The organism is Rhizobium rosettiformans W3, from assembly GCF_004912135.1.
Taxonomy (GTDB): Bacteria; Pseudomonadota; Alphaproteobacteria; order Rhizobiales; family Rhizobiaceae; genus Allorhizobium; species Allorhizobium rosettiformans.
Window position 1 is genome coordinate 251,122 of the sequence record NZ_STGU01000007.1, and the last position, 14,581, is coordinate 265,702.

Genomic DNA, 14,581 nt, shown 5'->3' on the forward strand with positions numbered 1-14,581 from the left:
GGCTGTGACCGGGGCGCCTTTTTCTTCTGCAGGACTTCAGTCATGACCCAGAATGCCCATAGCGGCGTCATCGATCTCCACGGCGAATGGCGTCTTTCGTCTGTCGACGGCGACCATCAGGCGGCGATCACGCTGCCGGGCGATGTGCATTCGGCGCTCACTGCCGCAGGCCTGATCCCCGATCCCTATTTCGGGCGAAACGAGGAGGTCGTGCAGTGGGTCGCTGAGCGCGACTGGGTGATCGAGCGTCAGGTCGTTGTTCCAGATATCGCCGGCAGCTGGTATCTCGACATCGACTATCTCGACACGGTGGCGGTCGTCTTCGTCAACGACGTGCCGGTTCTCTCCGCCGACAACTGCTTCCGCCGCTATCGGCCGGATGTCAGCCATGCGCTTCAGCCGGGCGAAAACACGATCCGCATCGTCTTCCATTCGAGCATCACCGCCGGCGCCGAGCGCCAGGCCCGCCAGCCCTTCTACATTCCCTATTCGACCGCCAACTCCCCGATCCCGAACGGCAACATGCTGCGCAAGCCGCAATGCCATTTCGGCTGGGACTGGAACATCGCGATCGCCCCCCTCGGGCTCTACGGGACGGTGGCTCTCAAGAAACTCGACCCGGCGCGCCTGGAACATGTGGAGACCGAGCAGGTCCATCACGCCGACGGTCGCGTGGAGCTCAAGGTTACCGCTACCATCCATTCGATCGATCCCGCGGTCGTGCCGATCCATTTCGCTCTCGATGGGGAACGGGTGCGCCTCGATGTCGGTATTTCTGCCGGTGAAACGAAGGTCGTGCATGTCTTCGAGATCGAAAGCCCGCGCCTCTGGTGGCCGGCAGGTTCCGGCGAGCAAGCACTTTACTCACTCACTGTCGACCTGCCGACAGAGGCCGTTACCCGCCAGATCGGTCTGCGCACAGTCGAACTGATCACCGATCCGGACGCAGCCGGCAGCCGCTTCGCGCTCAAGGTCAACGGCCGCGAGATCTTCTGCCGCGGTGCCAACTGGATCCCGGCGGATGCGCTGTTCTCGCGTTCTTCCGAGGAGAAGACGACCGATCTGCTGAACTCCGCCGTCGCCGCCCATATGAACATGATCCGCATCTGGGGCGGTGGCTTTTACGAGGCCGACTGGTTCTACGATCTCTGCGACCGGCTGGGCCTGATGGTCTGGCAGGACTTCATGTTCGCCTGCAATCTCTATCCTTGCACGGACGACTTCCTCGACAACGTCGCCCACGAAGTCGAGTATCAGGTCAAGCGGCTCTCCAGCCACGCCTCCATTGTCATCTGGTGCGGCGACAACGAGCTCGTCGGTGCGCTGACCTGGTTCCCGGAATCGCGCGACAACAGAGACCGCTATCTCGTCGCTTATGACCGGCTCAACCGCGTCATCGAGCAGGGTGTGAAGAAGTGCTTCCCGCAAGGCATCTGGTGGCCTTCGAGCCCGGCCTCGGGCTATCTCGACTATGGTGACGCCTGGCATGCCGATGGCTCCGGCGACATGCATTACTGGTCGGTCTGGCACGAGAACAAGAGTTTCGATAATTACCGAACCGTCAAACCGCGCTTCTGCTCGGAATTCGGTTTCCAGTCCTATACTTCACTGCCGGTGATCGAGAGCTTCGCCGACAAGGCGGACATGAACATTGCCTCGCCCGTCATCGAGCTGCACCAGAAGAATGCCGGTGGCAATGAGCGGATTGCGGGCACCATGTTCCGCTATTTCCGCTTCCCCAAGGATTTTTCCAATTTCGTCTATCTGAGCCAGATCCAGCAGGGGCTGGCCATCAAGACCGCCGTCGAATACTGGCGCTCGCTGAAGCCGCATTGCATGGGCACGATCTACTGGCAGCTCAACGACACCTGGCCGGTCGCCTCCTGGTCCAGCCTCGATTACGGCGGCAGCTGGAAGGCCATGCATTACATGGTGCGCCGCTTCTTCCAGCCGGTCACGGTTGCCGCCATTCCCTCGGAGGATGGCACGTCGATCAAGCTGTCGATGGTCAACGACACGCTCGATACCGTCACCATCGATGCCAACCTTTTCGTGCTGACGCTGTCGGGGGATCGTATTCCGCTGAAAAGCGTGCAGGGCGATTGCGGCCCGGATGCTGCGGAAACGCTCATCACGCTCGATGCGACCGAAATCCCGGCAGACGGTCTGCTGGCCTGGAGCTTCATTGCGTCGAACGGCATGAGCGGGGAGGGACATTTTCTCAACGGCACCTACAAGGCGCTCGATCTTAAGCCTTCCCGGATCGAGACCTCGGTTACCCCGACCGTGGATGGTGCCTTCGAGGTCACGGTCACGGCCCAGGGTCTTGCGCTTTTCGTCATGCTCGAAAGCCGCACTCCCGGCCGCTATTCCGACAATGCCTTCGACCTCTCGGCCGGCGAGAGCCGCCGCATCATCTTCACGCCGGAGACGGCTCCGCCCGCAGGCGAGCTGCCGGAGTTCCGCATCTACGATCTCTACACCTGCCAGTCGGTGGACTGACAGGCGAGGCAATCAAGGCCCTGGGCGCCCGATCCAGGGATCAACGAGGAGGACTACCCGATGACCACGCTCGGCTTTCAGCTCTACAGCGCCCGCAACTTCCAGCCCTTCAGCGAGATCTATCCGAAGCTCAAGGCTGCCGGTTATGGCGAGGTCGAGGGTTACGGCGCGCTCTACGCCTCGCTTGCCGATGGCGAGCTCGACGCCTTCCGCAAGGAGCTCGATGACAACAGCCTCACCATGCCGACCGCCCATTTCGGCCTCGACATGATCGAGAATGACCCCGCCCGTGTCATCAAGATCGCCAGGACGCTTGGCATCGAAGCGGTCTACTGCCCCTATCTGATGCCCGACCAGCGCCCGACGGATGCGAGCGGCTGGTTCGCCTTCGGCCAGCGCCTGCAGGCCGCCGGCAAGCCGCTGCGGGACGCCGGCCTCGTCTTCGGCTGGCACAATCACGACTTCGAATTTGCAGCCCTCCCGGATGGTTCGACCCCGCAGGAACAGATCTTTGCCGGCGGCCCCGAACTTGACTGGGAAGCCGATATCGCCTGGGTCATCCGCGGCAAGGCAGATCCCTTCGCCTGGATCGAAAGCTACGGCAAGCGCATCAGCGCCGTGCATGTGAAGGATATCGCACCATCAGGCGAGAACACGGATGAAGACGGCTGGGCCGATGTCGGGCATGGCACGGTCGACTGGAAGGGCCTAATCGCGGCGCTGAAGAACACCCGCGTCAAGCATTTCGTCGTCGAGCACGACAATCCGAAGGACATCGACCGGCTGATCACCCGCTCGATCGCCTCCTTCAAGACCTACTGAACCACTCGCAGCAAGCAGGACATTTCCATGGCACGCGAACTCGGCGTCGGCATCATCGGATGCGGCAATATCTCCACCACTTACTTCTCGCTGGCGCCGCTGTTTCGCGGCCTGAAGGTCGTCGCCTGCGCCGACATCAATCCGGCTGCGGCGGAGGCCCGGGCCGCCGAATATGGCGTCAAGGCCCAGACGATCGATGAACTTCTGGCCAATGACGAGGTCGACATCGTCGTCAACCTGACGATCCCGGATGCGCATTACCCGGTCTCCAAGCGCATCCTCGAAGCCGGCAAGCATGTCTATTCGGAAAAGCCGCTGGTGCTGTCGCTTGAGCAGGGCGAGGACCTGCGCGCCATCGCCAAATCCAAGGGCCTGTCCGTCGGCTGCGCGCCCGACACCTTCCTTGGCGGTGCGCACCAGCTGGCGCGCGCCTATATCGACAAGGGCGGCATCGGTCGCGTCACATCCGGCACCTGCCATGTCATGAGCCCCGGCATGGAAATGTGGCATCCGAACCCGGATTTCTTCTTCCTGCCCGGCGGCGGCCCGGTCCTCGACCTCGGCCCCTATTACATCGCCAACCTGATCAACCTGATCGGTCCGGTGAAGCGTGTGGCGGCTCTCACCTCGATGGCGAACGAGACCCGCACGATCACCAGCCAGCCGCGCAATGGCGAGACGATCCCGGTCAAGACGCCGACGAACATCCATGCGCTCTTGGAATTCCAGAATGGCGCGACGTTTACGCTCTCCGCCAGCTGGGATGTCTGGAGCCACCGCCACGCCAATATGGAGCTCTACGGCACCGATGGTTCGCTCTACGTCCCCGATCCGAACTTCTTCGGCGGTGTCGTCGAGGCCTCCGGTCGCGACAAGAACATCCAGCCGCTCGAATCCTGGGATCATCCCTTCGGTCGCAACAACCAGGAGAGCCCGCAGGGACCGCGTGCCAATTACCGCACGGCAGGTCTGGCTGACATGGCGGTCGCGATACTCGAAGGCCGCGATGCCCGCTGCTCGCTGGATCGCACCCTGCACGGCGTCGATGTCATGGTGTCGATCCTGAAATCGGGTGAGACGGGTGAATTCGTAACCCTGTCGACAACCTGCACCCAACCGGCGGCTCTGGGTATCGACGAAGCGCAGGCTCTGCTTAGATAAGCTTCGTGTCTTAGCCCCTCATCCGGCTGCCGCCACCTTCTCCCCGCAAGCGGGGAGAAGGTCGGTGTGGCCGGCGTCTTGCTCCTTCTCCCCGCTTGCGGGGAGAAGGTCCCGGCAGGGGGATGAGGGGCAAGTATGAAGCGTCTGCATCCGGGAGAGAACCATCCATGACCTACACCCCCGCCGAAAACCGCTATGAGCGGATGACCTATAATCGCTGCGGCAAGAGCGGGCTGAAGCTGCCGGCGATCTCGCTCGGTCTCTGGCACAATTTCGGCCAGGACACGCCGCATGCCACCAAGCGGGCGATCTGCCAGAAGGCCTTTGACCTTGGCATCACGCATTTCGACCTCGCCAATAATTACGGCCCGCCGCCCGGCTCGGCGGAAGAAGCCTTCGGCGAGATCCTGCGCACCGACTTCCGCGGTTATCGCGACGAGCTGATCATTTCCTCCAAGGCCGGCTACAACATGTGGCCCGGTCCTTACGGCGAATGGGGCAGCCGCAAATACATCATCGCGTCCTGTGACCAGAGCCTGAAGCGCATGGGCCTCGACTATGTCGACATCTTCTATTCGCACCGCTTCGATCCAGACACGCCGCTCGAGGAAACCTGCGGCGCGCTTGATCATATCGTCAGGTCGGGGAGGGCACAGTATGTCGGCATTTCCTCCTACAATTCCAAGCGCACCCGCGAAGCCTATGAGATCCTCAAGAGCCTGGGCACGCCGCTTCTCATCCACCAGCCCAGCTATTCGATGATCAATCGCTGGATCGAGGAAGACGGGCTGATCGACACGCTCGAAGAGCTCGGTGTCGGCTCGATCGTCTTCTCGCCGCTCGCGCAGGGCATGCTGACCTCGAAATACCTGAACGGTATCCCCGAAGGCACCCGCGCGGCGCAGGACAAGTCGCTCGATCCGGGCTTCCTCAACGAGCGCAATCTCGAAAACATCCGGGGCTTGAACCGCATCGCCGAAAAGCGCGGCCAGACTCTGGCGCAGATGGCGCTCTCCTGGGTGCTGCGCGGCGGCCACATCACCACGGCGCTGATCGGGGCATCCAAGCCCTCGCAGGTCGAGGACTGCGTCAAGGCAATCGAGACGCCGGATTTCACGGCGGAAGAACTCGCCGAAATCGACGTCTTCGCCAAGGACGCCGACATCAACATCTGGGCCGCCTCCGCCGAGCGCAAGGGCCCGCCGCGGAAGAAGAAGTAAGGCTGAAGATGGCCCCTCATCCGGCTGCCGCCACCTTCTCCCCGTAAACGGGGAGAAGGGCACTGCGGCCGCCGTCTCCGCCTTCTCCCCGCCTGCGGGGAGAAGGTCCCGGCAGGGGGATGAGGGGCATCGTCCACGTAAGATTTGCCATCAGGCAGGAGAACATACACCATGATCATCAACCCCATCCTGCCGGGCTTCAATCCGGATCCCTCGATCTGCCGCGTGGGCGAGGACTACTATATCGCCACCTCCACCTTCGAATGGTATCCGGGCGTGCAGATCCATCATTCGCGCGACCTCGTGAACTGGGACCTCGTCACCCGCCCGCTCAATCGCGCGAGCCAGCTCGACATGCGTGGTAACCCGGATAGCTGCGGCGTCTGGGCGCCGTGCCTCTCCCATGCCGACGGGCTTTTCTGGCTCGTCTATACCGACGTCAAACGCTTCGAGGGATCGTTCAAGGACGCGCACAACTACATCGTCACCGCACCCGCGATCGAGGGCCCGTGGTCCGACCCCATCTATGTCAATTCCTCCGGCTTCGACCCCTCGCTCTTCCATGACGATGACGGCCGCAAGTGGTTCACCAACATGCAGTGGAACCACCGCCCCGAAGCCCGCAACACCATCGGCCATGCCAAGTTTGATGGCATCCTGCTCCAGGAATGGGACCCGAAGACGCAAAAGCTCACCGGCCCGATCAAGAACATCTTCGAGGGGAGTAAACAAGGCCTCGTCGAAGGCCCGCACCTCTTCAAGCGCAACGGGTGGTACTATCTGACCACCGCCGAGGGCGGCACCGGCTATGACCATGTGGTGACCATGGCGCGTTCGCGTTCGATCGACGGCCCCTACGAGATGCATCCGAACACGCATCTCATCACGTCGAAAGATGCGCCCGACGCCGTCTTGCAGCGCGCCGGTCACGGCCAATATGTCGAGACGCCGGACGGGCAGGTCTACCACACCCATCTCTGCGGCCGGCCCATGGCCCCGAAGCGCCGCTGCACGCTGGGTCGCGAAACGGGGCTGCAGAAATGCGTCTGGAAAGAAGACGGCTGGCTTTATCTCGAACAGGGCGGCGTCGTGCCGGCCGTCGAGGTGCCGGGGCTCGAGGGTGCCGTCAAACGCGAAGAACCGGTCGAGATCGTCCGGACATTCGACAGCGCCGACTTACCGAAGGAGTTCCAGTGGCTGCGCACGCCGCAGCCGGAGCGCCTGTTCAGCCTGACCGAGCGGGCAGGGCGCTTGCGCCTCTTCGGCCGCGAAAGCATCGGCTCCTGGTTCGAACAGTCGCTGGTCGCCCGTCGCCAGGAGCATCACAGCTTCCGCGCCGAAACACGGCTTGAATTTGCGCCCGAAACCTATCAGCAGGTCGCGGGCCTGACGCATTACTACAATCGCTACAAATTCCACGCGCTCGGCATTTCCACGGACGAACAGCTCGGCCGCTCGCTGATCATCCTGTCCTGCCCGGGCGACTATCCCTCGGGCAGCCTTGAGTTCCCCATCGGCATGGGGCAGTCGATTCCCGAAGGTACCATCGATCTTGCCATGGAGATCACCGACAATGACCTGCAATTCTTCTGGCGATTGGCAGGCGAGGGCGAATGGCAAGCCATCGGCCCGATCCTCGACGCCGGCGTCGTCTCCGACGAAGGCGGCTTCGGTGAACACGGCTCCTTCACCGGCGCCTTTGCCGCTATGTTCTGCTTCGACATCACGGGCCAGGGCCGACCGGCGGATTTCGAGCGGTTCGTCTATCGGCGGGGGTGAGGGGCACAGCATTTATTGATCGTCATCCTCGGCCTCGTGCCGAGGACCTACTGTGGTTTCATTTTGTTCGACGGTCGCAGATGCTCGGGACAGGCCCGAGCATGACGGCGCGGGGAGGCTATGTCGTACCAATGCGTCAGTGCATTCGTGCCCGGATGGACAGTCGCGGCGTGAAATGGGCTGTACGCTTTCGACATTGTCGCTAAACTCGGCGCATGGACCACCAACATCATTCTCACCTCTTTCCCGGCGTTCCGCTCGCCCTCGGCTCGGCCATCCTGTTCGGCGCCTCGGCGCCGCTGTCGAAATGGTTGCTCGGCAGCGTGGATCCTTGGCTTCTGGCGGGAATCCTCTATCTCGGTGCCGGGATCGGCCTCGCGCTTGTTCATTGGGTGCGGCCGCTGATCGGACTTGAGCGGGTAGAAACCCCGCTGTCGCGCCCGGACCTGCCCTGGCTTGCCGCCGTCGTTCTGTTCGGCGGCATCATGGCGCCGCTCTTCCTGATGCTCGGCCTGTCGCTGACGACCGCCTCTTCCGCCTCCCTGCTGCTCAATCTCGAAGGCCTGGCCACGATGCTGATCGCCTGGTTGGTGTTTCGCGAAAATGTCGATCGCCGCCTGTTGATCGGCGCGCTTGCCATTCTTCTCGGGGCGGCGATCCTGTCATTTGACGGTGGCGCTTTCCGGCTTGATCCGGGCGGTTTATGGATTGCGGTAGCCTGCCTCTGCTGGGGCATCGATAACAATCTGACCCGCAAGCTTTCGTCTGCCGACCCGGTGCAGATCGCGATGATCAAGGGGCTGGCCGCCGGGTCTACCAATGTCATCCTGGCCTTTACGCTTGGCGCCGCCATCCCCGACGTGACGATCATCGCCGCCGGCGCTGTCGTCGGCTTTTTCGGCATCGGCGTCAGCCTTGTGATGTTCATGCTGGGCTTGCGCCATCTCGGCACCGCGCGCACCGGCGCCTATTTCTCACTCGCGCCCTTTATCGGCGCCCTGATCGCCGTGACCGTCTTTCGCGAGGCGCCATCCGTCTCGCTCCTTATCGCGGCTTTCCTGATGGGCATCGGCTTGTGGCTACATCTGTCCGAACGCCACGAGCATGACCATGAGCACGATCCGCTTGAGCATGATCATCTCCACAGCCATGACGACCACCACAGCCATGTCCATGACGGCCCGGTGACCGAGCCGCATGCGCATTGGCACCGCCACACGCCGCTGCGTCACAAACATCCGCATTACCCGGATCTGCATCATCGTCATGGGCATGGGTGATCGGCGTCTCAAGAGGATGTGGTGAAGGGGCCTAAACCCTGGCACGTCATCCTCGGGCCTGTCCCGAGGATCTACTGACGTCGCAGTAGATTCAACGGTAGCGGATGCTCGGGACGAGCCCGAGCATCACGAGCCGGCTCGCTTTCACCCCAGCCGTTCCGCATGCCACTTCAAATGATCCTCCATGAAGGTCGAGATGAAGTAGTAGGAATGGTCGTAGCGCTCGTGCATCCTGAGCGTCAGGGCGATATCGGTGCCCTTCACCGCCTCCTCGAATTTCCAGGGCGCAAGGCCTGTCTCAAGGAAGCTGTCCGCCTTGCCCTGATCGATCAGGAATTCCGGGAAGCGGGCGCCGTCTTCCACCAGCGCACAGGCATCGTATTCCCGCCACTTGGCGCGGTCGGGGCCGAGATACTTTTCGAAGGCGTCCTGCGTCCAGTCGGCGGTCAGCGGATTGACGATGGGCGCGAAGGCCGAGCAGCTCTTGAAGCGCTGCGGGTTCTTCAGCGCAATCGTCATGGCACCATGGCCGCCCATGGAATGGCCGAAAATGCCCTGGCGGTCCATGTCGGCGCGGAACTGTTCGGCGATCAGGGCGGGAAGCTCTTCCGTGATGTAGGAATACATCTGGTAATGCTCGGCCCAGGGCTTTTCCGTGGCATTCAGATACATGCCCGCGCCCTTGCCCATCTTCCAGTTGGTGAGCTCGTCGGCCACGTCATTGCCGCGCGGGCTCGTGTCCGGGCAGACGACGATCAGGCCGAGCTCGGCAGCCATGCGGCGGTATTCGCCCTTTTCCATCACATTCGCATGGGTGCAGGTCAGGCCGGAGAGATACCAGAGCACGGGCCGCTTCTCATTGATTGCCTGGGGCGGCACGAAGACCGCGAAGGTCATCTCGGTGCCGGTCGCTTCCGACTGATGCGAGAAGACGCCCTGCATGCCGCCGAAGGCGGTGTTCTGGGAAAGGATGTTCATGGGATCTGTCCTTATGCTTGAGCCTTTGGAGGCTTATTTCTTGACGCGGCGGCACAGCCGGTCGAGCGTTTCGAGAAAGGCGGAGCGGTCCCGCGGCGAAAAGGCCGCATTGTAGCCCTTGCTGTCGCCCGTCTCGCGCAGATGTGCCCCAAGGTCGCGCATGGCGGTCGCCATGCCGATATTGGCGGTGTCGAAGATGCGTCCGGTCGGCCCGGTCACCAGCGCGCCAGCGGCCACGCAACGCCCGGCGAGCGGCACATCGGCGGTGACGACGATATCGCCTTCGCCGCAGCGCTCGGAAATCCAGTCATCCGCCGCATCGAAGGCGCCTGACACGATGACATTCTTGACCTTGGGATCGCGCGAGGGGCGCAGACCCGAATTGGCGACAAAGGTCACGGGCAGATCATGCCGCTCGGCGACCTTCAGGATCTCCGGTTTCACCGGACAGGCATCGGCATCGACATAGATTTCGGGCATGGGTCAGTCGTCAAAGAATCTGCGATAGTCTCGCGCCGCATGCAGGAGACGGATGAGCTCGATCCCGTCCCCGGTGTCGAGTGGCTGATAGATAATCAGGTATCGGCGGAAGGGGAAGAGGCGCATGGCCGGGTACCTCGGGAAACGTTGCACGCCGAGTAGAGGCCTTTCCGCCAACATCTGGTAGCGTTCTTCCAGGTCGCGTATCAGCCGTTCGGCGGCCGCTTCGTTATCGGAAGCGACAAACTTCCAGATCGCATTGAGATCCTCGACGAAGAGCGGTCGTCGCCGGATCCGGGCCATGGCTCAACGCCGTTTGCGAAACATGGAGATGAGTTCCTCCGCAGTTTCCATGTCGGCCGCTGGGCCGCTCTCCAGTCCCCGAACGGCTTCATCCTCCAGTTCAGATAAGAACTGTGCTGCCGCCGCCTCGCGTTGCTCGAGCAGATCAAGGCTGTAACCGATGACGTCTGTGGTTGAGCTGAACCTGCCTGATTCCACCAAGCGCTCGACCAGAGCAGCTTGTCTGTCGTCCAACACAATGCGGTCATGCTTCATGACGTCAACTCCCGGAGATCATACTAATCTAGCATGACCACGCACAACCAGCCATCTCTCGAAAAAGATCGTGAAAACCTATTCCCGCCGCAGCATATCCACATGCGGAATCCCGTCCTCCAGATACTCCTCCGAGATCACCTGAAACCCCAGGGACCCGTAGAATTTCTGCAGATGGCTCTGCGCGGAAATCTCGATCGGCTCACCCGGATGACGCTTCTCCACCTCTGAAATCGCCTCGCGCATCAGGGCTTCACCCAGCCGCTTGCCGCGATGATCCGGCGAGACCGCCACCCGACCGATGCGGGGATGATGCTCCGGCGTCGGTCGCCAGAGCCGTGCGCAGGCCAGAAGATCTTCGCCATCGAGCAGCCTGAGATGCAGGCAGTCGACATCGTTGCCGTCAAGTTCCGGGTAGGGGCAATGCTGCTCGACGACGAAGACATCGACGCGCAGCTTCAGCATGGCGTAGAGATCGACGGCGGAGAACTCGTCGAGCCTCCGCACGTCGACGCTGTAAGGCGCAGACATCAATAGACCACGACGCCGCGGATCGACTCGCCCTTGTGCATCAGGTCGAAACCCTTGTTGATGTCTTCGAGCGGCATGGTGTGGGTGATCATCGGGTCGATCTGGATCTTGCCCTGCATGTACCAGTCGACGATCTTCGGCACGTCGGTGCGGCCGCGTGCGCCACCGAAGGCCGTGCCCATCCAGTTGCGGCCGGTGACTAGCTGGAAGGGGCGTGTCGAGATTTCCTGGCCAGCGCCGGCCACGCCGATGATGACGGACTTACCCCAGCCGCGATGCGAGCTTTCCAGCGCCTGGCGCATCACCTTGGTGTTGCCGGTGCAGTCGAAGGTGTAGTCCGCGCCGCCGATCAGGTCGTTGCCGCGCTTCGTCATGTTGACGAGATAGGGCACGATGTCGTCGCCGACTTCCTTCGGGTTCACGAAATGGGTCATGCCGAATTTTTCGCCCCATTCCTTGCGGTCGGGGTTGATGTCGACGCCGATGATCATGTCGGCGCCGGCAAGGCGCAGGCCCTGCAGCACGTTCAGACCGATCCCGCCGAGACCGAAGACGATCGCCGTCGAGCCGATCTCGACCTTGGCCGTGTTGATCACGGCGCCGATGCCGGTCGTGACCCCGCAACCGATGTAGCAGATCTTGTCGAAGGGCGCGTCCGGATTGACCTTGGCCACCGCGATTTCCGGCAGGACCGTGTAATTCGCGAAGGTCGAGCAGCCCATGTAGTGGTGAATCTTGTCCTTGCCGATCGAGAATCGGCTGGTGCCATCGGGCATCAGGCCCTGACCCTGGGTGGAGCGGATCGCCGTGCAGAGGTTGGTCTTGCGGGACAGGCAGGAATAGCATTCGCGGCATTCCGGCGTGTAGAGCGGAATGACGTGGTCGCCCTTCTTCACCGAGGTGACGCCGGGGCCGACATCCACGACGATACCCGCACCTTCATGGCCGAGGATGGCCGGAAACAGGCCTTCCGGATCAGCGCCCGAGAGCGTGAAGTCGTCGGTATGGCAGATGCCAGTCGCCTTCACCTCGATCAGCACTTCGCCGGCGCGTGGGCCTTCGAGCTGAACTGTCATGACTTCGAGCGGCTTCCCAGCCTGGGTGGCAACGGCGGCGCGGACATCCATGGTCTATCTCCCTGACAAATCGTTGGCGCGGACTTTCGCACGGCTTCACCATCCGGCTCAAGAGCAGAACCGGATTTTCTCAATAGTCTGATTCTTCTTGGCTATTTTGCGCGAAGAACAGGGAAATGCGCAGCCGCGTCGGCTCTCAGTTTTCCGGTCTGGCGTGGGTCTTCGAAGATCTCGACCATGCGCTTGTAGGGACGAAATCCGGAGCGCTGATAGAAGGCAAGTGCTGCCGGATGGTCGAGATGGCAGGTATGCACCCAGAAGCGGGAGATCGGTTTCTCCCAGGCCTTGTCGATCGCGACATTCATCAGGATGCGACCTGCACCGGAGCCGATCAGGCTCTGGTCCAGACCGAAAAAGGCGAGTTCGCATTGCCCGGATTCGCGGAAGTCCAGTTCCAGAAGCCCGAGCCGCTCGCCGTCGCGCATCATGGTGTAGATCTCGACTGCGGGGTCTTCGATGATCGCCCTCAGCCGGTCGTCTTCCATGACGGCACGGGACACCCAGAGCCAATTCTCGCCGACTCTGCGGTAAACGCTGCGGTATTCATCAAGCGTCGGCGCAATCCAGCGCTCCACCGAAAGGCCGTCGGCCGGTGGGTTCGGCCGCGGATCGGGTCTGGCCGTCATTTCAAGGCAGGTCACGATCGTTGCCAGCATTTCGGGCGCGACGTCGTGGTAGCCAGCGGAGAGGGGGGCGTTGGTCTTGTCCATGCGCCCGTTGGAACCCGAGCCGGTCGTTCTGTCAAGCGGCGGGATCGCCGATCCGTTCAGGCAAACAGCCTGTCGCAGGCATAGATGACGGCATAGGCGTGAATGGCGAGTGCCGCGTAATAGCCGAAGCCGGTCATCAGTCTCTCTGGGGCGTTCATCGGCACCAGGGCTTCGCGCGGCTTGATGGATTTTGTCCGGATCATGCTGAGCAGGATGAAGATTGCGAGGCCGCCAATCAGCATGGGCGCGCCAAGGCCGATCCGCCATCCGGTCCAGAGGATGACGGCTGTGACGACGAAGCTTGTCACGGCAAGCGCCTTTTGCCCCTCGAACACCTGTCGCAAGACCTGGCCGCCGTCGAACCGGTAGGTCGGCAGCAGATTGAGCAGGTTGAAGGCGCCGAGAATGACGAGGAAGACCAGTGCCGGCCCATCCATGGCGACGGAGTGGGGAATCCCTTGCGCCGATTCATGCGCCGCGATCAGGATCGGGACGAGAAGGGCGGAGAAGCCAGCGCCCATCAGGGCGCAAGTCGCCACCTCGAAATGGCTGTTATAGGGCCGCCCGCCAATCGCGATCCCGCCGAGCAGGGGCACGAAGATCATGCGCACGCTGGGATGACCGAAGGCGCGATAGGCGACCATGTGGCCGAGTTCATGCAGCAGGATGACCAGGGTCAGGAAGACCGACATCATCAGTCCGGTCGCGGTCAGGCTGAAGAATGGCCAGAGCAGGAGCGTCGACACGATCACCAGCGCCGTCTGCCAGAGCGGGTGCTCGAAATGCAGCAAGCCATGGCTGCGGCGCTGCTCGACGTGATCCTGCAGCGAAACCAGTTCGCGGGCGAGCGCCATGCGGCGGAAGAGATAGAAGGCAAGCCCGCGGTAATTGTCGGTCTGCTCGAAGGTGACCCGGCTACCGAGCGGCGCGCGCTCCACCTTGCGGCTTTCCCGGTAGCCTTCCCAGAAGGTCTGGTCGAGTGTGCTGTCGCCGACAACGCGCAGATCGCACGAGAAACAGCCGGCGGCCGTTCTCGCTGTCCGGTCCACGATCATGGTGCGTCGGCTCGGGCGCCCGTGCCTGTCCGGATGTTTGTAGGCGAATTCGACGAGATCCGGCTTTCCCTGCACAGGCTCGACCGAGATCACATTCGGGTGCCAGGCTGTCTGGTTGCCGGCGGGCCGCGTGATATTCCAGAGCTCTTCGGGGCGCTCCCGGATGACGCGGCTGACACGGATTGTCCGGCGGCCCAGGGGCGCTGCCATCAGGAGCCATAGCAAGGCGAGATTGAACGCGGCCAGAAAGACTGCGGCCTGATAAGTCGCCAAGAGGGCTCTCCCGATGGTGAGGATGATGAGCGCCAGACTAAACGACAGACCTTACGATCTGGTGGGCAGAATCGGTAAAATGCGACCGATTGCCTG

At 62.2% G+C, this 14,581-nt stretch carries 14 protein-coding genes; 6 read left to right on the plus strand and 8 right to left on the minus strand.

Annotated elements, in window-relative coordinates; translation table 11 throughout:
* Positions 1 to 42 precede the first annotated feature (42 nt).
* From FAA86_RS14750 to FAA86_RS14775, 6 genes are all read left to right on the plus strand, one after another.
* Positions 43 to 2,502 (plus strand): beta-mannosidase, encoded by a 2,460-nt coding sequence (locus FAA86_RS14750; RefSeq protein WP_136541741.1) that lies wholly within the window; start codon positions 43 to 45, stop codon positions 2,500 to 2,502.
* A gap of 60 nt (positions 2,503 to 2,562) precedes the next feature.
* Positions 2,563 to 3,324: a sugar phosphate isomerase/epimerase family protein gene (locus tag FAA86_RS14755; RefSeq protein ID WP_136541743.1), complete on the plus strand. Its 762-nt coding sequence runs from the start codon at positions 2,563 to 2,565 to the stop codon at positions 3,322 to 3,324.
* A 27-nt stretch (positions 3,325 to 3,351) separates the two neighbouring features.
* On the plus strand, positions 3,352 to 4,485 hold the full coding sequence (locus tag FAA86_RS14760) for a Gfo/Idh/MocA family protein (protein WP_136541745.1): 1,134 nt from the start codon (positions 3,352 to 3,354) through the stop codon (positions 4,483 to 4,485).
* Positions 4,486 to 4,652: 167 nt separating this feature from the next.
* Positions 4,653 to 5,705 (plus strand): L-glyceraldehyde 3-phosphate reductase, encoded by a 1,053-nt coding sequence (mgrA, locus tag FAA86_RS14765; protein ID WP_136541747.1) that lies wholly within the window; start codon positions 4,653 to 4,655, stop codon positions 5,703 to 5,705.
* A gap of 171 nt (positions 5,706 to 5,876) precedes the next feature.
* Positions 5,877 to 7,484: a glycoside hydrolase family 43 protein gene (locus tag FAA86_RS14770; RefSeq protein WP_136541749.1), complete on the plus strand. Its 1,608-nt coding sequence runs from the start codon at positions 5,877 to 5,879 to the stop codon at positions 7,482 to 7,484.
* Between the two features lie 215 nt (positions 7,485 to 7,699).
* Complete coding sequence (locus FAA86_RS14775) at positions 7,700 to 8,764, plus strand: DMT family transporter (protein WP_136541751.1); 1,065 nt, start codon at positions 7,700 to 7,702, stop codon at positions 8,762 to 8,764.
* Positions 8,765 to 8,908: 144 nt separating this feature from the next.
* On the opposite strand, the gene fghA is transcribed toward FAA86_RS14775, so the two are convergent.
* The 8 genes from fghA to FAA86_RS14815 all read right to left on the minus strand — a co-directional run bounded on the left by fghA (position 8,909) and on the right by FAA86_RS14815 (position 14,485).
* Entirely contained in the window at positions 8,909 to 9,742 is an 834-nt protein-coding gene (gene fghA / locus FAA86_RS14780) for an S-formylglutathione hydrolase (protein ID WP_136541753.1), read from the minus strand.
* Positions 9,743 to 9,775: 33 nt separating this feature from the next.
* Complete coding sequence (locus FAA86_RS14785; protein ID WP_136541755.1) at positions 9,776 to 10,222, minus strand: YaiI/YqxD family protein; 447 nt, start codon at positions 10,220 to 10,222, stop codon at positions 9,776 to 9,778.
* 3 nt (positions 10,223 to 10,225) lie between these two features.
* Complete coding sequence (locus FAA86_RS14790; protein WP_136541757.1) at positions 10,226 to 10,525, minus strand: type II toxin-antitoxin system RelE/ParE family toxin; 300 nt, start codon at positions 10,523 to 10,525, stop codon at positions 10,226 to 10,228.
* Between the two features lie 3 nt (positions 10,526 to 10,528).
* Positions 10,529 to 10,780: a ribbon-helix-helix domain-containing protein gene (locus tag FAA86_RS14795; protein ID WP_136541759.1), complete on the minus strand. Its 252-nt coding sequence runs from the start codon at positions 10,778 to 10,780 to the stop codon at positions 10,529 to 10,531.
* 78 nt (positions 10,781 to 10,858) lie between these two features.
* Positions 10,859 to 11,311 carry a GNAT family N-acetyltransferase gene (locus FAA86_RS14800; protein WP_183954674.1) on the minus strand — a complete coding sequence of 151 codons (453 nt, stop codon included), beginning with the start codon at positions 11,309 to 11,311 and terminating at the stop codon, positions 10,859 to 10,861.
* Positions 11,311 to 12,438 (minus strand): S-(hydroxymethyl)glutathione dehydrogenase/class III alcohol dehydrogenase, encoded by a 1,128-nt coding sequence (locus FAA86_RS14805; protein WP_136541763.1) that lies wholly within the window; start codon positions 12,436 to 12,438, stop codon positions 11,311 to 11,313. The genes FAA86_RS14800 and FAA86_RS14805 overlap by 1 nt, the downstream gene beginning before the upstream one ends.
* A gap of 101 nt (positions 12,439 to 12,539) precedes the next feature.
* Positions 12,540 to 13,157, minus strand: a complete 618-nt coding sequence (locus tag FAA86_RS14810; RefSeq protein WP_136541765.1) for a GNAT family N-acetyltransferase — start codon at positions 13,155 to 13,157, stop codon at positions 12,540 to 12,542.
* Between the two features lie 56 nt (positions 13,158 to 13,213).
* Positions 13,214 to 14,485, minus strand: coding sequence for a zinc metalloprotease (locus tag FAA86_RS14815; RefSeq protein WP_136541767.1), 1,272 nt, complete (start codon positions 14,483 to 14,485; stop codon positions 13,214 to 13,216).
* Positions 14,486 to 14,581: the final 96 nt, after the last annotated feature.